This window comes from Ignavibacteriota bacterium (genome assembly GCA_016707525.1).
Classification (GTDB): Bacteria; Bacteroidota; Ignavibacteria; order UBA10030; family UBA6906; genus JAGDMK01.
Window position 1 is genome coordinate 126,494 of sequence record JADJHP010000004.1, and the last position, 23,205, is coordinate 149,698.

A 23,205-nucleotide genomic window follows, 5' to 3' on the forward strand; every position below is an offset into this window, starting at 1 on the left:
CAGCGAAGGTAGGATTCTCCCGCACCAGAATCAAGGATGGGCAGGATCGTCAGCCGGCAGAACGTCATCTGGTAGCCGTGGGCCGAAGGTCTCAGGGAAATAACAGAGGGAAGACCCGTTCAAGTTGAGAGAAATCCGGAATGATGATGTCTGCCCCCGCCTCGATCAACCGGCGGCGCTTCGCTTCATTCCATCCATAGCGCCGGACTTCATCGCTCGCCACTCCCACGGCATACCCCCCGCGCTTGTGCGTCTCCCGCATCTCCACAGGACCATCGCCGAACATGAGGATATGCGCCTGCGCGTCCTCCCCGATGCTGTTCATGATGCGTTCCAGCACCATGCGCTTGGCCTCCTTCGTCACATCCCCGACGGCCCCGTAGATCCTGCCGCCGAACAGGGCCCGGTAGCCAAGCATGTCCGCCTCACGGTCCACGTCGGTCTGGTCTGTGCCGCTCGCAAGGTACAGATGAATGCCTTTCCCTGCCAGGGCACGAAGAAGGTCCACGGCTTTCTTGACGGTCAGGTCGGAGAGGTGAAGCTCGCCGCGTTTGAGTTTCTCCACGCGGCCTTCGACGAGGGCGAGGAGCTGGCGGTTGTACAGTTGCTTGTACCCGTATTCATCGAGAATGGATGCTTCAGGTACGCATTTGAACCTGCGCACGAGCGCAACGAGGCCTTTCATCTGAACGAGCGTCTGTATCCCTGTCGTCTGGTCGATGTATCCTCTTACTGCATCCCTGATCTCATCCTGCAGGGCAGAATCGGCCGCATCTGCCTGCCCGCCGATGATCGCCCCGATCATCATCGGTTCCATGATGCTCTCCCAGCCCTGCCGGAGGGTGGAGATGGTCCCATCGTGATCGAAGATCACATGCGTGAACGCGCGCCCGACAGGAAGGCCGGAGATGATCTCCACGTCCATCCCATCTGCTGCGGCCGGGGTACGCGGACGGCGGGCACGGTCCGGATAATACCGGAAGTCCGGATCGGCACCTAGCGCGAGGATCTCCTCCGGTGTCGCCGTCCCGGTCTGCAGAAGCTTCTGAACGGTCACACCTGCCACCAGGGTCCCGAGTTCCGCTGCGCGGAATGGATCTGCTCCCGCTGCGAGGCCAGCGGCGATCCCCGCAAGCATACTGTCCCCTGCTCCCACCGTATCCACCGGGCCGAGGATCAGGAGTCCGGGGATAGACCGGAAGCCCTGGTCATCGCAGACGCACACACCACGCTCCCCACGTGTGAGGAAGAGAGGCTGCTGCCACCTGGTATACAGCTCTTCCGCGATCCCGGCGATCGTTCCATCATCTTCCCCGCCGGGGTCAGCCGTCCCTCCCCGCAGCACCCTCGTTGCCTCGGCAAGATTGATCTTGCGCATCGCGCTCCCGTACGCATCCGGATAGTGCCGTGCATCCACGATCACGCGCACTCCGGCGTGCCCGGCGATCATTGCGCGCAACGCATCGCGAACATCCGGTGTGTGGATCCCACTCAGGACCTGCTGGTTCACGATGAGGATATCCAGTGCCGGCAGCGCCTCCTCCACGGCGTGCAACAACTGATGCCGGGTAGACGGATGCAACACATTGAAATTGCCGAAGTCGAGCCGGTGCTGTTCCTTCTGGCGCTCATAGGGCTTCATGTACACATGCGTGTCCCACCCCTCCCGTTGCACAAGGAGTCCGGAGGTGTCTGCACCCAGACCAACGAGCAATGAGCGCATTTCCACGCCGAACGGATCGTTGCCGGCCACCCCGAACACCGCGAGGTGCCGGACCCCCATCGCGAGGAGATTGGCGGCAACGTTCCCCGCACCGCCAAGCGAATACCGCTGCGTGCGCACGGGCCGGGTCGCGAGTCCCGTCTCCACTGACGCCTCGGACGCTGCCGGGTCGATGAGAAGATAGGCATCCAGACAGAAATCACCGAGGATCCCAACGCGTCCGCCCCTCACGCGCTCCAGCAGTCCCGCAAGTTCTGTAGTGTTCACACCATCACCCTTCCACCGGTGTTCATCGAACGAGGAATGTATAGGAACCGGAGCCAACCGTGCACACGAGCCGGTCCTGCTCTTCCCGGAGGACGCGAACATCCTTCACCGCGGCAAGAGGCAGGTGGCCTTCAAAGACCCGTGTCCCCTGTGCGCGGGGGATATACAGCGTCGCCGTCGTGTTCACGGGCACCGTCACATCCCAGGTGAACACCTTGTTCTGCTGCGACCACCCGCTGACGGCTTCACCAAACGGGGTACGGTGCGTCGCGTGCACGGTGGTGAGGCCGGCCACCGGCGTCGGCTTCATGACGAGATGTTTGAAACCCGGCGCTGCTGGGTCCGACGCAATGCCGGCCAGGTTCTCATACAGCCATATCACCAGGTCGCCGACAAGCATCACGTGATTGCCCGAGTTCATGCCGGGATCGGCGGTGTCCCCGTTCCACAGTTCCCAGATCGTCGTTGCCCCATTCCCCGCCATGTACCCCCAACTCGGATAGGTCGTATTCGTTACAAACCTGTGCACGAGGTCAACCCTGCCATTCTGCGTCAGCACCCGGTTCAGCCACTGGGCGCCAACGAGTCCGGTACCCACATGCCCTTCGGTCTCATCCGTGATCTTGTGAACGAGCCGTGCGAACACGGTGCTTATGTGCTCGTCGGGCACAAGCCCGAAGGCGAGGGGGATCACGCAGGATGTCTGCGACCCGTTGGCATAGTACCCATGGCCGGCGTCAAAGAACTTCGCATGAAATCCTTTCTTCAGACGCGCGGCAAGCGCGTTGAACCGGGTTGCATCCTGCGCATTCCCTGCCGTCTCGGCGAATCCTGCCATGAGGCAGAGCTCATGATAGAAGAACGCGGTACCGAGGAGCTCTCCGGGGGTCTTGCGCATCGGGTCCTCGGAGTGGATCAACTTCGCGTCCTCCGGCGGTACGCACCAATCGCCGTAGGTATCCTTCGGCATGATGTCGTCCGTCACAAACGTACTCATATGATCGACCCACCGGACCATGCTGCCGTAGTGGCGCCGGATGAGGCCGGAGTCCGCGTATTGCAGGAGCAACGCATGCGGAACCATGACCGTGCACCCCGCCCAGGTGGCATTGTCGTTGTACAGCGGCCAGTACGCCGGACAGAGATCACTGACACTCCCGCTCTCGCGCTGGGCATCCTCCATGTCCTGCACCCACTTCGCATAGAACGCGGCAATATCATAGATGTACGTCGCGCCCTGGGATTCCGATGAGCGGTCGCCCATCCAACCGTGCCGTTCATCACGTTGCGGACAGTCGGTCGGGATGCTGCGGTAGTTGCCACGCACGCCCCAGACGATATTGCTGTAGATACGGTTGATGACCGGATCGGAGGTCGCGAAGGTCCCCGCGGACGCGAGATCGTCATGCACCACCCGGCCCTGGATCGTCGAGAGGTCGGGCATCCCGGGGTATCCGGTAAGCTCCACGTAGCGGAAACCATGATACGTGAACCGGGGCTCGTACACCTCCTTGCCTATGCCGCACAGCGTATAGGTATCCGTCACCTTCGCCGTACGCAGGTTGGCCATGGAAAGCTTTCCGTCCGGCATAAGCGTCTCGGCGTGCCGCAGCGTCACCGTCGTGCCACGCGGTCCATGCACGAACAACCTGCACCACCCCACCAGATTCTGCCCCATATCATAGATGAACGTGCCGGGCGCGATCTCCCGCATGGAAACGGGTGTGAGGGTCTGCGTGACCCTGATCGGGTTGATCATCTGGGCGCGCAGGAGACCGGCAGGTGCGGCCACGATCTCGGCCGGACGCCACGTTGCAGCGGCATACCCGGGAGAGGCCCAGCCGTCCAATTCCATCCGCGCGTCGTATTCCTCACCGTCATATTCATTGTTCGCCCGGATCGGACCGTCGGTCGTCAATTGCCAGATACCGTCAGACACTATGCTCTCCACCGATCCATCGGCGTACTCCACCTGCATGTGCAGGCGCATCTTCGGAGAGCCGTACGAGATCATATCCACGGGCACTTTCGACCGCGGCGCAAAGAACCGGCCGTTGCCCAGGACGACGCCAAGGGCATTGCTGCCGTTCCGAAGAAGGGGCGTCACGTCGTGCGTGACGTAGTACACCCGTTTGGTGTAATCGCTCAACGCCGGAGAAAGGACGTCATCACCGATCTTCTCACCATTGCAGTACAATTCGGAAAGTCCGAGTCCTGCCAGGTACACCACGGCCCGCCGGACGTTTGCTTTGAGCGTGAAATCTCTCCGCAGCCAGCGCGCTGGCACTCGTCTGCTTTCCGACGAATCAACGCCGTTCTCCAACCCGATCCATGAGCCCTTCCAGTCCTGGGGATCAAGAAGGCCCATCGACCACGTGGCGGTCCTGCTCCATGCACTCTCCTTCCCTTCCCGGTCCCATACGCGCACTTTCCAGTAGCATTGTACCCCCGATCGGAGCGGGGAACCGGCGTAGGGAACGAGGATGGAACGATCGGACGGAACCTTGCCGGAGTTCCAGAGATCGCCGTTGCCTTGTTCGAGAAGGGCCGGCGTCGTGGCCACGAGGACCTGGAAGGCGCTCTGGACCTGGCCACGAGTGGCGGAGGAGAGGACCCAGCTCAGGCGAGGGGTGACGGCATCGATGCCCTGCGGATCGCGCAGGTGCTCACACATCATGTCAGTGATCATCATGGTTGAAGACGGAGTGGAGGAGATCATGAGTACCGGGAATAGTGGAAGGAAACAGACCGCAGTCGCGATCCCAAGCAGATGACGCCGGGTCACAGGAGGCCCTTTCCGGATGGTTTCATGGAGGAAACGCGGGAACATTCTTTAACGTACTCACGAAACTCAGGACTTGCAAGCCCTTGCGCATGGAGGACAAAAGCCGTAGTATTGCAGATTCCCACGGCTGTCAGACCCCAACCGGAGAGCGACCTCATCCATGACCAATGTCCACCCGGAGTCCCGCAAGGAGTTCCAGCTCGAACGTCTCATCCTGTTCACCGACGCCGTGTTCGCGATAGCCATCACCCTCCTTATTATTGAGATCAAGGTCCCGGAATTCCACGGGGAGGAGGCGTCCGAGGCTGCGATCCTCTCGTACGTCGCACATCTGATCCCGAAGTTCGCCGGCTTCTTTGTCAGCTTCATGCTGATCGGGATGTACTGGACCCGCCATCATTTTCTTTTCGGATTCGTCATCGATTACACCCCGAAGCTTATCTGGCTGAACATGCTGTTCCTGGTGTCGATCGTGCTGATGCCATTCAGCACGGGCATCTTTGGAGAGTACTCCATTCCATCGACGATCCACCTCAAGACCCCGCTGATCATTTACGTTGCCAATGTCTGCTTCTCGGGTGTCATGCTCTTCTTCCTCTGGCGCTATGTCGGGAACCCTGCCAATGGTGTCGCCGACCCATCGCTGCCGCAATCGGTTGTGCGGCAAGCCAAGCAACGCGCTTTCGTTGTTTCCCTGGTGTTCGGGCTCACCATCGTGGTCGCATTCATCAATCCCTACGCCGCACGGTATTTTCCGATCCTGACACCGGCATTCCTGAAGGTGGCAAAGAGATTCAATACGCCCGCAGCGAACGGGCCCACCGACTGAGCGGTTGCATTTCCAGTGAAGTTTCAGGACATTTCGGAAAGAGCCTTCCTCGTATCTTCCCGGACCCGGTCCACCATGGCGTTCAAACCCTTCTCCGAAATGACCGATGCCGACTATGCGGCAGTCGGTTTCAGATCCGGCCTTGAGATCCACCAGCAACTCCTGACGACCAAAAAGCTCTTCTGCCGCTGCCCTGCCGGGCGGTACAGTGAAGAGTACGACGCGGAGATCCTCCGGCACATGCGTCCGACCCTCTCCGAACTCGGGGAGTACGACGGCACCGCACTGATGGAGTTCAAGACCAAGAAGGAGATCATCTACCTCATCAACCGCGACACCGTGTGCACGTATGAGATGGACGACACCCCACCGTTCGAACTCAACACCGACGCGCTGGATATCGCCCTCGGCATCGCGATGTTGTACGGATGCGCGATGGTGGACGAGATCCATATCGCACGCAAGCAGTATCTGGACGGCAGCATCCCCACAGGGTTCCAGCGGACGACCATCGTCGGCGTGGACGGGTCCGTCCCGTACAAAGACCGCAGGATCAACATCGTGCAACTCGGCCTGGAGGAAGATGCGTGCCGTGAGGTGAGCGATATCGGACACCGGCGCACATACCGGACCGACCGGTTGGGCATGCCCCTGATCGAGACCGTCACCGCCCCCGAGATGAAGACGCCGGCAGAGGTTGCCGAGGTAGCACAACTGCTCCGGCGCGTCGTGCGCAGCACGGGGCTCGTGCGCACGGGGGCCGGTGCTGCCCGCGAAGATGTGAATGTGAGCGTCGCGGGCGGTACGCGGATCGAGATCAAGGGCGTGCCCCGCATCCCGGACATCCCCCTGCTCACGTACAATGAAGCCATGCGGCAGTGGAACCTCCTGAGGCTCCGCGACGAGCTGCACACGCGCGGCATCACCCGGGAGTCCTTCCGTTCGCGGACCGAAGACTGCACGAAGCTTCTCCGGAAAACGCGGTATCAACCCATCCGCGATGCCATTGCGGGAGGGATGTTTGTGCACGGAGTGGCACTGTACGGCTTCAAGGACCTGCTGCGTTGGCCGACCCAGATAGACACCTATTTCTCGCGCGAGATCTCCGATCGAGTACGCGTGGTCGCCTGCCTCACCACGCTTCCCAACATCATCCATTCCGACAGTCCGGGAGAGACGCTGGCCTCATCGGAGTGGCAGATGCTCCGGCGGACACTGGGCGCGAGCGAAGACGACACGATCGTTCTCGTGTGGGGAAGCAAACAGGATGTCACGACCGGTGCGTCCGAGGTCGTTCTCCGCGCGAAAGAGGCGACCATCGGCGTCCCTTCGGAAACCCGCCAGGCACTTGCCGATGGAACGAACGGGTTCGAACGGATCCTGCCGGGGCCGGAACGCATGTATCCCGATACGGACCTTCCGCCGCTCCGGATCACGCGGGACCGCCTGGACCGGATCCGGGCTGACGTTCCCGAACCCGTCTGGGAGCGCGAGCGCTGGTACCATGAGCTCCGCATCCCGGCAGACTGCATCGAGCCCCTCAGTATCTCTCCGTTCGCTCCGCTCTTCGGACGGGCGGTCAGGGATTGGGGGATCGATGCGACAGCGGCGGCCGTCACCCTCATTCAACTGCCCAAACGTGTCGCACGGCAGTCGGGGCTGGTGTACGCATTCACGAGGGATCAGATGAGCGAGGTGCTTCGGGCGTTTCGTGATGGCGTGCTCGCGCGTGAGGGTTTGATCTCCACGCTCGCGGCGATCGCCGGAGGCGCACCGTTCACCCATGATTCCGCACCGTCGCCCTGCACCCAGAAAGAACTGGAGGCGGTCATCCATGAGGCCTCCGTCTCGCTCCAGCAGAACCTCCGGAAGCCGGAACGCCGCAAGGCAGCATTGATGGGGATGATCATGACCCGCATCCGGGGCCGGGTTCCCGGGAAAGCGGTCGCGGCATTGGTGGAACGAGAGTGGACGGAGGTGCAACCATGAGCGACAACTATCGTGGCTACCGGGGCCCGGCACTCGCCACCCTTCAGGAGTACAGCGCACAGGTGTGGAGCGATGTCGAGATCCATACGGGCGAGGGGACGTTCACCGGCATCATTCTCCCCCGTTCCGAGACCGCCGACCCACACCACATCGTGATCAAGTTGCGCAGCGGCTACAATGTCGGGATCGAAGCCACCGGCGTCGAGAAGATCACCGTCCAGGGGCGCAAGGAAGCACACTACAAGATCCCCGAGAAAGAATTTCCGTACGATCCGGGAAAGCCCCGCGTGAAGTTGCTCGGGACAGGTGGGACCATCGCGAGCCGCCTGGATTACCGGACGGGCGCGGTGATCCCGGCATTCTCGCCGGGCGAGCTGTACGGCTCCGTTCCCGAGCTGGCCGACATCTGCAACCTGGAGACCGAGAAGCTCTACGGGGTCTTCAGCGAGAATATGGGGCCCGAGCAGTGGATCGGGACGGCCCAGGCGATCGGGCGGGAGATCGAGAAAGGCGTGCAGGGTATCGTGATCGGGCACGGCACCGACACCATGCACCACACAGCGGCCATCCTGTCCTTCATGGTGCAGAACACCCCCGTGCCGATCGTGATGGTCGGGTCGCAGCGGTCCTCTGACCGTCCCTCATCGGATGCCGCGTTGAATCTGATGCACAGCGTCAAGACCGCGGCGGAGAGCGACATCGCTGAAACCATGGTCTGTATGTTCGGCCCGACGTCCGATGTCTACGGCCTGCTGCACAGGGGGACCCGTGTCCGCAAGATGCACTCCAGCTATCGGTCCACATTCCGTACCATCGGCGACATACCGCTTGCGATGGTGAGCCGCGACACCATCCGTCCGCTCCGTCAGGATTACCACCGACGCCGGGCAGACCGGAACGTCACGATCAACACGGCGTTCGAGGAGCGCGTGAGCATCGTGTATTACTATCCTAACATGAAGCCGGACATCATCGAATCGCTGGTGGACAACAACTACCGCGGGATCGTGATCGCCGGGACGGGGCTCGGGCATGTGAACAAGCCGCTCTACCCATCACTCAAGCGGGCGCAGCAGAAAGGCATCGCGGTCTATATGACCGTGCAGACGCTCTGGGGATACGTGCAGATGTACGTGTACGATACGGGGAGGGACATGATGGAGCTCGGGGTCATCCCCGGGGCGAACATGCTCCCCGAGGTGGCGTACATGAAACTCGGTTGGGCACTGGGGCAGACGAAGGACCTGCAGAAGGTCCGGGAGATCATGATGACGCCGATCGCAGGCGAGATCACGGAACGCGAACCGAGCAACGGCTACCTCATCTTCCAGGGAGGCATCCCGGAGGTCGAGGAGTTCATCTCTCGCTACAGGAGATAGCAGAGAAGCGCATTCATCGGACAGGTTTCGTGGCGCGGGGGCACTGACCGGGCCCACATATGTACGGATTCACGCGCCGCGTTGCTCGATCTTCGCCCAGGTGTCCTTCAGCGTGACGGTCCGGTTGAACACCGGAGCTCCCGGCTTCGCATCCTTGATATCGACGCAGAAGTACCCCACCCGTTCGAACTGATAGCGGCTACCGGGTTCCGCCTTCGCAAGCATGGGCTCGAGCTTGCACGCCGTGAGAACCTTCAGTGAATCCGGATTGATGAAATCCAGGAACGACTTCCCTTCCGGGATATCATTCGGGTCTTCCTTGCTGAACAGGCGATCGTACAGCCGCACCTCCGCGTCCACGGCATGGGGCGCGGACACCCAGTGGATCGTTCCCTTCACCTTCTTGTTCGCGTTGGGGCCACCGCTCTTCGTGTCGGGATCGTACGTGCAGTGGATCGCGGTGATGTTCCCGGCCGCGTCCTTCACCACCGACTCGCACGTGATGATATAGGCCGCGCGAAGGCGCACTTCTTTGCCGGGCGACAGCCGGTGGTACTTCGGCGGGGGCACTTCGCGAAAATCGTCCTGCTCGATGTACAGCTCGCGCCCGAACGGGATCATGCGCGTCCCGGCGTTCTCATCCTCCGGATTGTTCAGCGCGGGCACCTCTTCGGTCTGCCCTTCCGGATAGTTCGTGATCACGACCTTCAGTGGCGACAGCACGGCCATGGCACGCTGCGCGTGCTTGTTGAGGTCCTCGCGGATGCTCCACTCAAGCAAAGCGACATCGATCATGCTGTCCTTCTTGGACACCCCGATCTTGTCGCAGAACGTGCGGATGGCTTCGGACGTATACCCCCGCCGCCGGTACCCTGCGATGGTCGGCATGCGCGGGTCGTCCCAGCCATGCACCCGCTTCTCCTGCACGAGCTGGAGCAGGCGTCGCTTGCTGAGCACGGTGTACGTGAGGTTGAGGCGCGCGAACTCGATCTGCTGCGGATGGTAGACGCCCAGCGACTCCAGATACCAGTCGTACAGTGGACGGTGGTTCTCGAATTCCAGCGTACAGATCGAGTGCGTGATGTGCTCGAGGGAATCCTCGAGCCCGTGTGCCCAGTCATAGGTCGGATAGATCGACCAGGCATCACCCTGACGGTGGTGCCGTTCATGCACGATGCGGTACATGATCGGGTCGCGGAGATTGATGTTCGGCGACGCCATGTCGATCTTCGCACGCAAGGTGCGCGATCCGTCGGGAAACTCCCCCGTGCGCATGCGCGCGAAGAGGTCGAGGTTCTCCGCGACCGGCCGGTCCCGGTACGGACTGTCCTTCCCGGGTTCGGTGAGCGTGCCCCGGGTCTCGCGGATCTGATCGGCATTCAGATCGCAGACGTACGCTTTGCCCTTCGTGATCAGGTCCACCGCCCAGGCGTACATCTGCTCGAAATAGTCCGACGCGTAGTAGATCCGCTCGTCGATATCCCCTGCGATCCACCGCACATCGGCGATGATCGAGTCAACGTACTCCTGCTCTTCCTTTTCCGGGTTGGTATCGTCGAAGCGCAGGTTGCATTTGCCGCCGGCATGTTCGCGTGCAATGCCGAAGTTCAGGTTGATGGACTTCGCGTGGCCGATGTGCAGGTAACCGTTCGGTTCGGGGGGGAACCGGGTATGGACACGTCCGCTGAATTTGTTGGTACGCAGGTCCTCCGCGATGATCTCACGGACGAAATCGGCATTTTCGGTCAGACTCATGGTTCTTCCGGGGAGTACTGATGTGGTGAATATGTAATATACACAACCCCGGGGCCCTTTTCAATGAGGAAGATTGCTCTCTGGGGGGGCATTTCGTATATTGTCAACAGTTCCTACACCCGCAGACCCATCGTCGCCAGAGCCCGTATGTCCATCGTGATCAAAGAGGTCGCTTCGCCCCGGGACCTTCGCGCCTTCATCACCTTCCCGTTCAGCCTGTACAAGCAGAACCCCTATTGGGTTCCACCCCTCCTGTTCGATGAACGGAATACCCTCGACAGAAAGAAGAACCCTGCGTTCGATCACTGTACGGCAACGTACTGGCTCGCAGAACGGGATGGCACGGTCGTCGGCCGGATCGCCGGCATCATCAATCGCGAGTACATCAAGGTCTGGGACCGGAAGGCGGCCCGGTTCGGGTGGTTCGACCTCATCGACGATGAGGAGGTTGCGTCCGCCCTTCTCGGCACCGTGGAACAATGGGCACGCTCACAGGGAATGACGGAATTGCTGGGTCCGCTGGGATTCTCGGACATGGACCGCGAGGGGATGCTGGTGGAAGGGTTCGAAGAGCTGAGCACCATGGGTACGCTCTATAACTACCCCTACTACCCCGCGCATATGGAGCGCCGGGGGTACGTCAAGGATGTCGATTGGCTCGAGTACAACATCTCGGTCCCCGCAGCGATCCCTGAGAAAGCCCTCCGTGTCGCCGCGATGGCGACGGAACGGAAAGGGCTGCACATCGTTCCCGCCCGGAAGGCAAAGGACCTCCTCCCGTACGCCCACCAGATCTTCGAGATCATCAACGACACCTACAGCAAGCTCTACGGGTTCGTTCCGCTGACGGAGCGGGAGATCGACTACTACGTGAAGATGTACTTCCCGAACATCTCACCGCATTACACGAAGCTCCTTGTGGACAAGGAGGACCGGCTCGCCGCCTTCGTCATCGCCATGCCTTCGCTGTCGCATGCCTTGCAGAAAGCACAGGGCCATCTCTTCCCGTTCGGCGTGTTCCATCTGTTGCGCGCGATGAAGCATCCGAAGACCATCGACCTGTATCTGGGGGCGGTGCGGCGGGACCTGCAGGGGAAGGGGGCGGACGCATTCCTGATCACCGCGCTTGCCGAATCGTGCATCAAGCAGGGGATCATCAGCGCCGAGTCCAATGTGGAGCTCGAAGACAACAAGCTCGTCCAGGCGCACTGGAAGAACTTCGAGCGCCGTCAGCACAAACGGAGACGGTGCTTCAAGCGCTCGTTGACCTGACGCTGCGGGCGGGCGTCAACAGATCCCGACGAATTCCGCGCCCACCAGTGCGGCGAGTTTCTTGATCCGCGCTGCGATGTGACCGGTGCCGATCGCGCAATGGTGTGCCGGACCTTCAACGCTCCAACGATCGACGAACGCGCGTGCACCGCACGGAAAGCGGTACCGGCTGTTCGTATTGCCGATCTCCAGGACCGGCCCGGGCACAGACTCCCCTTCTGCGACCAACAGCCTGATCTTCCCCGCGGGTGTTTGCACCACAGAGAGGATGGTCACAGGACCATTCTTCACCTTCATCTCCACCGACAGTCCGTTCCCGGGTTTGCCGTGATACACCCCGAGCGGGCGGAGCACGGGCTTCCCTTCCGCGATGCCGATGTGCCCCGGGCCATCGTGCCCGAGCAGCACCACATCATCCTTAAGGTCCATCAGGTAGAACTCGCTGAATGAACCGCCTGCCCCGAAGGCGTCCATGATCTTCATCGCCTGCACGTTCTTCACTTCGCATTCCCCCGCTACCGGGACGTGGTTGGCAGTGAGGAGGGAGTTGCCCGTGATCACCGATGTGACGATATCCTCTTCTTCGCTTCCCGGGGTCCCTTCATAATAGTATGCGAGTGAGCCCAGCCGCTTCTCGGTGATCAACCGGTCCAGGGCACAGGCCGTCTTCGCCGCGCGTTCGACCTCCGCCGTGCTGCATTCGGGAAGGACGCGAAATGCCTCATGGATCTCCCGGACCTTTGCTTTCCAGACCTCGGGTTTCACTTCGCGGCGGTACACCTTCAGGACGTCGATCTCCACGTGCTCGATGTGTGTGCCGAACACCACCGACTGCAGGGCTGCATCGGAATAGACATCCAGCATACCATTATAATAGTGGCCCAGGATACCCATGCGGTTCTGCCGCATCACATCCGCGACGCGGGCCGCATCCAGCCACTCCCCGATCTCCGCCCACGACTGCTCATCGGCCAGGGTGCCGGTCACGGGATGAAAGCGGATCCCGGCTTTCAGGCACACGTTGGCCACCTCCGGCACGGCGCACGCCTGGCAGTACGCCAGCCATTCGCCGGTCATCGCGCCCCGATCGCCAAGCGCGTTGAACTTCGCATAGTCGAGCTGTGCTTCCGGCTGCAGGTTGAGGATGATGACCGGGACGTTGGTATCGCGTACGACCGGGAGGACCGTTGAGGACAGCGCGTACGTGCTCACATACAGGAAGACCAGGCGCACATTCCTCGTCTTCATCAGGTGCGCGACCTCATGGGCCTTGTCGATGGTGTCCACAAGGCCGCCGGAGACCACGTCGATCCCCGGGCGGGAAAGCTTTCCCTCGATCGTCGCGAGGTACCCCTCAAGGCGGGGTTTCAACCCGTTGAATTGCCCCCAGTAGGTATCCAACCCGATGCCGAAGACCCCGACACATGTGGGTGCCGGCATCGAGGCGTGCGGGGCAACGATCGATTCCTGTGTGCTCATAAGGCAGATCATGGCGGATGGTGGAACAGGGGTCGGATGGCAAACAGCTTGCCCCAAGTATACACACGGAAATCAAGAGAAGAAAGCGGAAAGTGGGTGTTTGATTCTTCTCGGGATATTCTTTAGATTGGGGGCGCTATTGTTGCTCCACCCCCGGTCCGCCATTCATTCATGTACGTCCAACGGAGATCCGCGTATGAAGCGCTCTGTGACCGTCGGGCTGGGCATGCTGCTCGTTCTTTTCCTTGCATGTGCAAGCGTGCCCGCTCAGAGTAGTGCACCCGGCGAGACAGCGGCTCCGGCCGCCGCAGCCACCACCCTTCCATCGCACACAGACGCGGCCGCTTCCCATGCCGCACCTGCCGGCGACTTCTGGTCCCTGCTGTTCGTCTTCGTCCTCGCCAGCTTCATCGGTATGGGCGTGATCGCCCGCGTCTCCCGGCTGCTCCATACACCCCTGATGTCCCTCACGAATGCCATCTCGGCGATCGCTGTCGTGGGCTCGATCATCGTGGTCGGATCGGACTATCCGCTCGAGTACAGGATCCTGGGCGCCATCGCGCTCTTCGCTTCCATGACGAACATCGTGAGCGGGTTCCTCATCACCGAGCGCATGCTCAAGATGTTCAAAGAGACCCGCGGGGAGGGCCACTGATGATCCCTTCGCTCGCACAACTCGCCTACGTGGTGGCTTCCGCGCTCTTCATCTTCTCGCTCTACTGGATGAACAACCCGCAGACCGCCCGGAAGAGCGTCCGCGCCGGCGTCATCGCCATGGCCCTTGCCATGGTCGCAACATGGATCCAGCCCGGGATCGTCCATCACCTCTGGATCATCCTCGCCATCCTCGCCGGCGTCGCGGTCGGCGTCCCTCTTTCCCGTGTCGCCCTCACTGCGGTACCCCAACGGACCGCGCTCTCGCACGCCTTTGGCGGACTCGCAGCCGGGCTGGTTGGCACCGCAAAATTCTACCTCTGGATGGGTGAAGGCGGCGCAATGCTGACGCCTTTCCGGACCTCGGCGCTGATCCTCGAGGTGCTTCTCGGGTTTCTGACGTTCACCGGGAGCCTCATGGCCGCAGGCAAGCTCCAGGAACTCAAATGGATCCCCCAGCGCCCCGTGACCTATCCGATGCAGAATCTCACGAACATCGGGTTGCTCCTGTTCGCGGCGGCACTTGGCGTGATGATCGTGGTCGATCCGTTGGGCCCGTGGACGTCCATCGCGTTTCCCGTCATCATCGCACTGTCATTGGCGTTCGGCATCCTCCTCATCATCCCGATCGGCGGGGCCGATATGCCGACCGTCATTTCGATCCTGAATGCCTACGCCGGCCTCTCCGCGGTCGCCATGGGATTCATGCTCGACAACAAGTTGCTGATCGTCGCCGGTGCATTGGATGGCTCGAGCGGCCTCATCCTTTCCATCATCATGTGCAAGGCGATGAACCGGTCCTTCGCGAATGTCCTCTTTGGCGCATTCGGACAGGTGCAGGCGGCCAAGGGAGGTGTTGACGGACGGAGCTACAAGCAGGAAACGATCGAAGGTGCCGCCCAGATCATGGAACAGGCCTCTCTCGTCGTCATCATTCCGGGGTACGGCATGGCGGTCGCCCAGGCCCAGCACCGTGTGCGTGAGCTCTACGACCAGCTCACCAAGCGCGGGATCACGGTCAAGTTCGCCATCCATCCTGTGGCCGGACGCATGCCCGGCCACATGAACGTCCTCCTGGCCGAAGCGGACATCCCGTACAGCGACCAGATCACCATGGACGATATCAATCCCGAGATGCCGCAGTGCGATGTGGCCCTGGTGATCGGTGCCAACGACGTCGTCAATCCCGCGGCGCGCACGGACAAATCGACGCCGATCTACGGCATGCCGATCATCGACGCGGACAAGGCACGGACCGTCTTCGCGATCAAGCGGAGCAAGAACCCGGGCTTCGCCGGCATCGACAACGAGCTGTACTTCGCGGACCGGACGTTCATGCTGTTCGGTGATGCGAAAGCCGTGATCGGCGATCTGGTGAAGCAGTTCTCAGGCGGCAGCGGCATGCACTGATGTCCGGCCGCGGGCATCGCGTTCACTGACACTCCCGGGTGTACCGTACCACGTGGTGCATCCGGGAGTACTGTTATCGTCATCAACGGACGAGGGTACTGAGCATGGAAGCCTATGTCTTTCTTCTCATGATCGCGATTGTCTACCTGCTCGTGAAGGTGAGCGGGCTGTCGACGAAGCTCCGGGAACTCGAGACGCGCGTCTCTCTGCTCGCCGCACCACCGCAGAGCGCGGAGCAGCATGCACCCGCACCGGAGCAGCAGAAGAGCGCCGCCGTCCCCCCACCCCTCCCCGGCCCTGCACCGCAGCCGATCGGCATCGCGACACCGGCACCAACGCCTGCGGTAGCGCCACCTCCCCCCCCGCCACCGCCGCCGAAGAAGCAGCGGACCTCGCAGGAGTGGGAATGGCTCATCGGCGGCAAACTCTTGAACCGCATCGCCGCGGTCGCCCTCGTGCTCGGCGTGAGCTTCTTCCTGAAGTATGCCATCGACAGAAATTGGATCTCCGAATGGCTTCAGATCGGGATCGGACTCGCCGCCGGCGGCACCCTCCTCTTCGGCGCCTCGCGGATGCAAAAGAAGGGGTTCCAGATCTTCTCTCAGGGCCTGGTCGGCGCAGGGATCGCGATCCTCTATATCTCCGTCTATGCAAGCTTCAACTATTACAGCCTCGTGTCTCAACCGGTCGCGTTCCTGATGATGGGGGCGGTGACGGTCGTAACGTTTACCCAGGCATTCCGCTATGACTCGCTCGCCGTCTCGCTCCTCGGATGGGCCGGCGGGTTCGCCACACCGTTCCTGCTGAGCCGCGGGGAGGCACATGCCGCAGGCCTGTTCGGCTACCTCGCGCTGCTCGATGCCGGGCTCCTTGCCGTCATTGCGGCCCGGAAGAAATGGTGGATACTGCTCCCCCTCGCGTTCGCCGCCACGTACGGGATCTTCGGGCTGTGGCTCGACACGAGATCGGGACATGAGGATGACATCACCGGAGCGATCGCCGTCACGATCTTCTGGCTTCTCTTCCATGGTATCGACCTGTTCCGCAGCATGCGGGAGCGATCCGCGGCCTGGGTCCTGGAGCGTGTCATTGCCGTGCTGAACGGTCTGTTCTTCTATTTCGCATTCTTCTATCTCCTCGACGATCATCTCCACGACTGGATGGGCCTCTTCACGCTGGTCGCGTCCGCGATCTATGCCGGTTCGATGGCGATCTTCGCGCGCAGCACCTCCGCCCGCCGCGACCCGGCCGCGTGGTACTCCGTGGCGGCACTGGCGCTCCTCATCTGCGCCACCGAAACCCAGTTCGATGGCTTCGCGACGACCTATTGTTTTGCCATCGAAGTTGCGCTGCTCGCACTGCTCGCACGCTGGCGCTCGGGGGATCTCGTCTGGGGCGCCGCCACGATCCTGCTGGCATGGGCGACGCTGTCGTTACTGTTCCAGGAACATGCCTGGACGATGTTCACCGTCGAGGGCACCATCCCGATCCTGAATGAACGCGCGCTGGCCTTCGTCATGCTCGTCGGGTCAGCCGCTGCCGCACTGTTCCTGACCCCGGGTGGAGAACGCCCCTGGACCCCGCTTGCGCGGGGAACGCTCCATGCCATATGGGCAGGTCTGCTCGGTGTCCTGCTGCCTGTCGAGATCACGGATGCCCTGCGTACGGCCGCCGATCGTGCCGGGGAGATGATGGGGCGGCATCTCCGCTACATGATCGGGCCATCGATCGGATTGGCGTGGGCAGCATACGGAGCACTGCTTGCGTTCCTGACGCGGGGGAAACAACTCGTGGTCCTGCACGTCTTTGCGGCGTTCCTCGGTATCCTGGGCGCGGTCGTGACAGCATCGTGGAACGGGGCCGGATTCACCCCGCCGGAATGGTTCACGGTGATCTTCAACCTGCACTTCGCCGCATCGGCCCTGACGTTCACCGCACTCGTGTGGCTCTCCCGGACGTTCGCCGCAGCGAATGGGTTCGTTCGTACACTCTCGCACGTCTTCGCCGCATCATGGATCGTGGTCGGTTTTGCCACGCTCACCACCGAGATCGTGGAGCTCTACGCCCAATGGATCAGGTTCGCCGATCTCGAAGGGGCTCTCCCTTTCGCCCGGCTCATGGTGCTTGCGGCAGCCTGGGCACTCTATGGCGTCGTGGTCTTCTTCACCGGAACGCGGCAAGCGCGTTCGGTGCCGCTCGTGGGGGGACTCGTCCTGATCGTCGCCGGGTGGGCCACCGCGCTCTTCCGGGGGATCGCCTTTGAACCGATCCTGGACTTCACACCCATCCTGAACGTGCGCCTGGGGGCGATCGTGGCTACCGTCCTCGCGCTCCTTGCGATGCGCATGCTTGCGACACGATACGAGAATACACGGACATGGACGAAACCCGTCGCCCCCGTGCTCCGCATCATGACCGCCCTCCTGGTCCTCACGCTTGTCACCGGAGAGATCAGGGACTACTTCGAGAAGGCGATCGCCCTGCAGGATCCTTCCGTTGCCGGACGTGAGCTTGAGAGCATCAAGCAACTCATGCTTTCGGGTGCGTGGCTCGCGTTCTCGATCTCGCTGATGGCATACGGCATCTTGGGACGGGAGCGGATCCTGCGGATGCTCGCCATCGTCCTCTTCGGCGTGGCGATCCTGAAGATCTTCATCTACGATCTGTCGTTCCTTGAAACGCTGTACAGAATATTCTCCTTCATCGGGCTCGGACTGATCCTGCTCGCGGTGTCGTATCTGTACCAACGGTTCCGGGATGTGATACTGGGGGATGAGAAGAACGCTACGGGCGAATGACGGGGACGGAGTTCACGAGGTCCAGCACGATCTGCCGTTCCATCTGCACACGGAGGGCGTCGTCCAGGCAGAAGATCGCAGATTCATGGTTGTTGTCGGCCGAGTAGGAATCGTAGTTCCAGCTCCCGATCCCGATGAGCAGGCGGTCGAAGGAGAATTCCTTCGCGTGAATGTAGTTCATATACTGGTAGACGCGCGCGCCCGCGTCCATGAACGGGCGGGTCACTGCCCGGGTGGCCTGTGCCACTTCCCTCCCCGCCCCATCGATCACGGGCGTCATCACATCCACCCACATGGGATCCCCGATCAGCTCCGAATCCCACACCCGGCTCCGCAGGAAGATCGTTGATTCCCCCCAGCCCCCATCGGCGCCGTTCGTGATGAACGTCCCGTTGAAACCGGGCTGGCGGCACTTCTCAGCATCACCCCCGCGAGCACATCGATCGCGCTGCCCGATGGGCCGGTGATCGAGCATTCGATACCCGGCGTCTTGACAACGAACGAGTGCTGTGCTCTCCGGGCGTAGTACGTGAGCAGTGTGACGATACTCTGGGTATCGGCATCATCGCCCTGCACCGCCACGCGGCAGAGCCCCCGGGTGCGCATCACGGGGTCGCTGAGCCAGGCCGCATAGTGCTCGCTCCCCCGGAGGGCGGCAGCGCGCTCCGCGGATCTCCGCGCCGTGAGCACGGATTCGGCGGCTGCGATCGGGTGCCCCTGCCGGTCGTACCGTTTCCAGAGCCCGATGAAACTCCCGAGGAGATCCGTGACCGCCGGCCCGCGAAACAGCACATCGGTATCTCTGTTCTGAAAGTCGAAACCCGTCGCTGTATTCTCATAGTCCAGCACGTTCATCCCACCGAGGATCGCCTCTTCCCCGTCACGGATCCAGAACTTGTTGTGGAACATGCGGTCCATCTGGTTCAGACGTTTGTCCGCGACACGCGCAACGGGGATGCCTTCGCGTTCGAGGATACCGATGGCGAAACTGGAGATCGAGAACGTGTAGAAGTCGTCAACGATCACGCGCACATCGACGCCCGCCCGCTTGCGCTCGATCATCGCTGACACCAGCGACCGGCCGCTGGAATCGGCAACGATGGCCATGACCCCGACATACAGGGAGTGCCGGGCCTGGCGGACGAGCCTGAGCTTCTCGGGATAGGACTGCACGCCGTTGAAGAGGGCCCGCAGGGTATTGCCGGCGGTCAAAGAGGTCTGCGTTTCCCGATCGAGCATCTCCTGGAATCCCGGGTCGAAGTACGCTGATCCCTCCCACTCGACCGAGGGATCGGAGCCAAGCCGGCGGTCGTAAAATGCAAGAGGGTGATCGAGATGCTTCACCGGCGGGTAGAACATGCCACCCCAGGCTGCGAGCGTGCGGTACGGGCGGACGGCCACTCCACGCCGCTCGTCGAACGGCATCCGGCTGAATGCATCATACGTGGCAGCGAGCAGATCCTCTCTCCCCGACCGCGACACGAACAGGTCCTGATCAAGCCGGAACAGGTCCTGGATCTCTTCCCAGGAACAATACGAAGGCGCAATGATCCGTCGCCCGTTGAACGGATCCGAGGTGAAGACCAACCGGTTGCCGCGGGCAGATGTATCGGGCATCGCGGGCAGGATCAGTCCGCCTGTCCGTTCACGGTAGTACCTCGCCAGATCCACCAGTGGGACCTGTGGGCGGTCGCGCAGTTCGACCAGGTATGTTCCGCCGATGTTCAACGAAGTGCACGACACGCACACCCCCGGGAGTGCGAGGAGGAGAAGCCGAAAGAGATACGCGCGGTAACGGTCAGCGGCGGACATACACGTTGATCCCCAGATAGTACCGGAGTGCTCGATCCGTTAACTCCGTCGACTGGAAGTCGACATACTCCCATTCCTTCTGAACCCCTCCTGTGAAGTTCACCCACCGCCCGGTCGCCTGGATCCCGAAGTTCACGGTGGTCCGCGCGATGTCCGCGAAGACGACCTTGTGCGATCCCGTGATCACCGCCCCTGTCGAGAATCCGTATTCACCGCTGATGTAGGCCCCCAGGTTGACGAGCGTGTTCATGTTCCATCCGATGGCCGTGGTCCATCCGATCGAGCCGATTTTTGCGCCGACGAACCGGACCGGATCGGCAACCTGCGCCTGATATTTCATGCCGAGAAGGTCCACCGCGAAGCAGAGAGCGATGTTCACCCCTCCTTTGCGGGGAGAGAGGGGCATCACATACCCCCCGGAGATCTGCTGCCATGTCAGTTCGGCTTCGATCCTCCGGTTCATGGTGCGGTCGCCTCCTACGAGCAGATTCCAACGATTGATGACGACGCCGATCCCGGGCATGCCGAGGCCACGCGTGGAGGTCCAGTAGTGGGTGCGCACGCGGAAAGACCTGAGGGTTCGCTCGACGTACGGGTATTCGAAGGTCGCTGACGTTGAGAAGAGATAGTACGGGACATTCTCCTCACGGAGGGGTTCATACCGCCATTCTTTGAAGCCGGTGGTGCGCAGCTTGAAGAGGAAGCCCGCTACAGCGCTTTCGTACACGGACCAGCCGGTCCCCGCGGAGATCTGGAACGGAGAATCGAACATGTACTGGAGGCCGTAATAGTCCGCATTGAGGCGTGTGAATGCGGCCTGGATCCAGCTTTCATACGGGCCCGGAACGATGACCCCGCCGGAGCCCTGCCCTGTATGGTCAGGGGCGTTCTCGGGACCGAAGGGATCGGCGTGCAATGGCAACGAGAGTGCCGAATCTGGAGGTACGGAAGGAGGGTCTTGTGCCCGGGCGTGCATGGAGCTCAGCCCGAGAACAAGGAGGAGGAAGCCACATCGTGTGACAGATCCTGCCATAAGCCATCCGGAGAAGAAAGAACTGGTGTGGTCTTTGAGATGGTACCAATCCGGACGGTCAAAGGCAAGGTGAAGCACGCGAAGACAGGAACGCCCGGCCCGCTGTCACATCCCTACGCGGAAACCAAGCTGGACGAAAGGCATCAGGATGATGTTCGGCTCCTTGAAGGTATCCGAGACGTCGAGCAGCGCACGGACGCCCCCGGTGAGGATGATATCCGGTGTGGGCTCGATGTAGACCCCCGGTGTCAGGCCGATGAACGAGGCACGGGTTGCTATCTCCCCTGAACCCGATGTCGACTGAATGGGGAGGAACAGGAGGAAATCCGTTGTGGTCCGCGATACGGGAGTGTAACTCAGGACCGGTTGGTTGATATAATTGAATTGGAGAAAGAGATCCAGTGGCCAGGACGGGAGCACGGTGTTGATCGTGAGCGATCCGTAGTAGCCGATCCCCCCTTTGGTATCGCGGTCAAAGTAGTAGGCGGTATCCACGGACGTCGTCGAATTATCGAAGAACCATTCGGTCTTCACCGTTGTGATCGTGGCCGTGCGGGCCTGGTATTCAAGATACTGCGCAAAGACACCGAGGTCGAGACGCACCCGGACGGGCCTCTGCTCGCGCGTGAAGAAACCAACCCCGGCCTGCCAACCGAGCCGGCTGGCTCCGGATGCGCGGGAGAACGCACCGCCGACCGTGAGCGCCATGCCCTCCCAGGCAATGTCAAGATCGATCCCTCCGGAGAATTCCGGACGTTTCCAGTCCATGTTGTACTGCGGGATCACCCGTGCGTAGGACGTTGAACCATCCGGGCGCTGCACGAGCTCGGGCGCATAGAGCCACCCGTTGGTTCCCGAACCCTCGATGTTGCCGGCAAGGTTGTCTCTTCCCTGCTGTACGGCATAGAAAGAGAACGTCACGGCATTCTTTGAATGATCTGTGACGACATGGACGGGGGTGAAGCGACGGGTCCGGTGACATGAGCATCGCGGATATAGGTCTGCACCTCTTGTGTCGCCGTACATCCGGCAAGGACGCAGACTGCGAGGACAGCGCACGTGATCGGGAATATGCGGGCCAAAGAACCTCCATGGTGATGTCCCTTCCAATATACGGATGGGCATCCTCGATGTGTCACAGAATTGTCAGAAATCGGGGGGGGGGATAAGGCGATCCGTTGACTTTGAGGGCGTCGGAGGGGTATATTGAATCGATTCGGCATTTCGTACCCTGACTTCACCTCTCCTCACAGCACACCGGACCATCAGCATGAAGACCATTCTCAGGTTCCTCATTGTGGTATTCGCTATTGGCATTCCCCTCGACCGCCCTGGCACAGGGGAGCGCGGACACCACACTGCCGGCCGATCTGAAGAACCCCCGTATCACCGGGATCAATAATGAGCCCATGCACGCGACCCTGATGCCGTTCCAGAGCGGCGATGCCGCACTCAAGGGATCGCGCGAGGGATCATCCTTCTATCATTCGTTGAATGGCCAGTGGAAATTCTCCTGGGTATCCAAACCCGCTGATCGCCCCACGGATTTCTACAAGCCGGCGTTCGATGTGTCGGGCTGGAAGGAGATCACCGTCCCGGGCAACTGGCAGTTCCAGGGATACGACATTCCGATCTACGTCAACATCAAGTATCCATTCAAGAAAGACCCGCCCTACATTCCTGCAGAATTCAACCCGGTCGGTTCCTACCGGCGCACCTTTACCGTGCCGCAGGGTTGGGACGGCCGTCAGGTCTTCCTCCATTTCGCCGGTGTCGAGTCCGCGTTCTACGTGTGGGTGAACGGCACGCGGATCGGACTCGGGAAGGACAGCCGCACTCCGGTGGAATTCAACGTCACGCCTTTCCTCAGGTCCGGTGAGAACTCGATCGCCGTGCAGGTCTATCGGTGGTGCGATGGCTCCTATCTGGAGGACCAGGATTTCTGGCGCCTCTCCGGCATCTACCGCGACGTGTATCTCTATTCCACACCCGGGTTGCACATACGGGATTTCGAAGTGAA

15 protein-coding genes and 1 pseudogene are annotated in these 23,205 nt (G+C 61.4%); 8 read left to right on the forward strand and 8 right to left on the reverse strand.

Features of this window, described 5'->3' with window-relative positions:
• Positions 1 to 91 precede the first annotated feature (91 nt).
• Positions 92 to 1,990, reverse strand: a complete 1,899-nt coding sequence (locus IPI01_08490; protein MBK7257823.1) for an HAD family hydrolase — start codon at positions 1,988 to 1,990, stop codon at positions 92 to 94.
• A 22-nt stretch (positions 1,991 to 2,012) separates the two neighbouring features.
• Positions 2,013 to 4,667, reverse strand: coding sequence for a family 78 glycoside hydrolase catalytic domain (locus IPI01_08495; protein ID MBK7257824.1), 2,655 nt, complete (start codon positions 4,665 to 4,667; stop codon positions 2,013 to 2,015).
• A gap of 268 nt (positions 4,668 to 4,935) precedes the next feature.
• Here IPI01_08495 and IPI01_08500 point away from each other — a divergent pair, with 268 nt between their 5' ends.
• From IPI01_08500 to gatD, 3 genes are all read left to right on the forward strand, one after another.
• Positions 4,936 to 5,604: a DUF1211 domain-containing protein gene (locus IPI01_08500; protein MBK7257825.1), complete on the forward strand. Its 669-nt coding sequence runs from the start codon at positions 4,936 to 4,938 to the stop codon at positions 5,602 to 5,604.
• A gap of 75 nt (positions 5,605 to 5,679) precedes the next feature.
• Positions 5,680 to 7,593 carry a Glu-tRNA(Gln) amidotransferase subunit GatE gene (gene gatE, locus IPI01_08505; GenBank protein MBK7257826.1) on the forward strand — a complete coding sequence of 638 codons (1,914 nt, stop codon included), beginning with the start codon at positions 5,680 to 5,682 and terminating at the stop codon, positions 7,591 to 7,593.
• The gene (gene gatD / locus IPI01_08510; protein MBK7257827.1) at positions 7,590 to 8,972 is read left to right on the forward strand and encodes a Glu-tRNA(Gln) amidotransferase subunit GatD; all 1,383 of its coding nucleotides are present in this window, start codon (positions 7,590 to 7,592) and stop codon (positions 8,970 to 8,972) included. Before gatE ends, gatD begins: the two co-directional genes overlap by 4 nt.
• Before the next feature lie 69 nt (positions 8,973 to 9,041).
• Here gatD and IPI01_08515 read toward each other — a convergent pair whose 3' ends face one another.
• A complete protein-coding gene (locus IPI01_08515; protein MBK7257828.1) occupies positions 9,042 to 10,727 on the reverse strand; it encodes a glutamine--tRNA ligase/YqeY domain fusion protein in 1,686 nt (561 codons plus the stop codon).
• A 147-nt stretch (positions 10,728 to 10,874) separates the two neighbouring features.
• Between IPI01_08515 and IPI01_08520 the strand changes: the two genes are divergently transcribed.
• Positions 10,875 to 11,999 (forward strand): hypothetical protein, encoded by a 1,125-nt coding sequence (locus IPI01_08520; GenBank protein ID MBK7257829.1) that lies wholly within the window; start codon positions 10,875 to 10,877, stop codon positions 11,997 to 11,999.
• Between the two features lie 15 nt (positions 12,000 to 12,014).
• On the opposite strand, the gene IPI01_08525 is transcribed toward IPI01_08520, so the two are convergent.
• Positions 12,015 to 13,439 (reverse strand): arabinose isomerase, encoded by a 1,425-nt coding sequence (locus IPI01_08525; GenBank protein ID MBK7257830.1) that lies wholly within the window; start codon positions 13,437 to 13,439, stop codon positions 12,015 to 12,017.
• A 265-nt stretch (positions 13,440 to 13,704) separates the two neighbouring features.
• Between IPI01_08525 and IPI01_08530 the strand changes: the two genes are divergently transcribed.
• The 3 genes from IPI01_08530 (at position 13,705) to IPI01_08540 (ending at position 18,340) form a co-directional block, all read left to right on the forward strand.
• On the forward strand, positions 13,705 to 14,133 hold the full coding sequence (locus tag IPI01_08530) for an NAD(P) transhydrogenase subunit alpha (GenBank protein MBK7257831.1): 429 nt from the start codon (positions 13,705 to 13,707) through the stop codon (positions 14,131 to 14,133).
• Complete coding sequence (locus tag IPI01_08535) at positions 14,133 to 15,542, forward strand: NAD(P)(+) transhydrogenase (Re/Si-specific) subunit beta (protein ID MBK7257832.1); 1,410 nt, start codon at positions 14,133 to 14,135, stop codon at positions 15,540 to 15,542. Before IPI01_08530 ends, IPI01_08535 begins: the two co-directional genes overlap by 1 nt.
• Positions 15,543 to 15,646: 104 nt before the next feature.
• Positions 15,647 to 18,340: a DUF2339 domain-containing protein gene (locus tag IPI01_08540; protein ID MBK7257833.1), complete on the forward strand. Its 2,694-nt coding sequence runs from the start codon at positions 15,647 to 15,649 to the stop codon at positions 18,338 to 18,340.
• Here the strand turns inward: IPI01_08540 and IPI01_08545 are convergent.
• The 4 genes from IPI01_08545 to IPI01_08560 form a co-directional block, all read right to left on the reverse strand.
• Entirely contained in the window at positions 18,327 to 18,665 is a 339-nt protein-coding gene (locus IPI01_08545) for a hypothetical protein (protein MBK7257834.1), read from the reverse strand. The two genes, IPI01_08540 and IPI01_08545, sit on opposite strands and share 14 nt — an antisense overlap.
• Positions 18,647 to 20,152, reverse strand: coding sequence for a hypothetical protein (locus IPI01_08550; protein MBK7257835.1), 1,506 nt, complete (start codon positions 20,150 to 20,152; stop codon positions 18,647 to 18,649). Before IPI01_08550 ends, IPI01_08545 begins: the two co-directional genes overlap by 19 nt.
• Complete coding sequence (locus IPI01_08555; GenBank protein ID MBK7257836.1) at positions 20,139 to 21,185, reverse strand: hypothetical protein; 1,047 nt, start codon at positions 21,183 to 21,185, stop codon at positions 20,139 to 20,141. Before IPI01_08555 ends, IPI01_08550 begins: the two co-directional genes overlap by 14 nt.
• Positions 21,186 to 21,290: 105 nt before the next feature.
• A complete protein-coding gene (locus tag IPI01_08560) occupies positions 21,291 to 22,106 on the reverse strand; it encodes a hypothetical protein (protein MBK7257837.1) in 816 nt (271 codons plus the stop codon).
• Between the two features lie 488 nt (positions 22,107 to 22,594).
• Here IPI01_08560 and IPI01_08565 point away from each other — a divergent pair.
• Positions 22,595 to 23,176 (forward strand): annotated as a pseudogene (locus tag IPI01_08565) (beta-galactosidase).
• Positions 23,177 to 23,205 lie beyond the last annotated feature (29 nt).

Excerpts from the sequence above, each read along its gene's own strand:
- gatE (MBK7257826.1), top strand. The coding sequence starts at position 5,680 with ATGGCGTTCAAACCCTTCTCCGAAATGACCGATGCCGACTATGCGGCA.
- IPI01_08530 (MBK7257831.1), top strand. The coding sequence starts at position 13,705 with ATGCTGCTCGTTCTTTTCCTTGCATGTGCAAGCGTGCCCGCTCAGAGT.
- IPI01_08500 (MBK7257825.1), top strand. The coding sequence starts at position 4,936 with ATGACCAATGTCCACCCGGAGTCCCGCAAGGAGTTCCAGCTCGAACGT.
- IPI01_08540 (MBK7257833.1), top strand. The coding sequence starts at position 15,647 with ATGGAAGCCTATGTCTTTCTTCTCATGATCGCGATTGTCTACCTGCTC.
- IPI01_08525 (MBK7257830.1), bottom strand. The coding sequence starts at position 13,439 with ATGCCGGCACCCACATGTGTCGGGGTCTTCGGCATCGGGTTGGATACC.
- IPI01_08495 (MBK7257824.1), bottom strand. The coding sequence starts at position 4,667 with ATGATGTGTGAGCACCTGCGCGATCCGCAGGGCATCGATGCCGTCACC.
- IPI01_08520 (MBK7257829.1), top strand. The coding sequence starts at position 10,875 with ATGTCCATCGTGATCAAAGAGGTCGCTTCGCCCCGGGACCTTCGCGCC.
- IPI01_08550 (MBK7257835.1), bottom strand. The coding sequence starts at position 20,152 with ATGTCCGCCGCTGACCGTTACCGCGCGTATCTCTTTCGGCTTCTCCTC.
- gatD (MBK7257827.1), top strand. The coding sequence starts at position 7,590 with ATGAGCGACAACTATCGTGGCTACCGGGGCCCGGCACTCGCCACCCTT.
- IPI01_08555 (MBK7257836.1), bottom strand. The coding sequence starts at position 21,185 with ATGGCAGGATCTGTCACACGATGTGGCTTCCTCCTCCTTGTTCTCGGG.
- IPI01_08535 (MBK7257832.1), top strand. The coding sequence starts at position 14,133 with ATGATCCCTTCGCTCGCACAACTCGCCTACGTGGTGGCTTCCGCGCTC.
- IPI01_08515 (MBK7257828.1), bottom strand. The coding sequence starts at position 10,727 with ATGAGTCTGACCGAAAATGCCGATTTCGTCCGTGAGATCATCGCGGAG.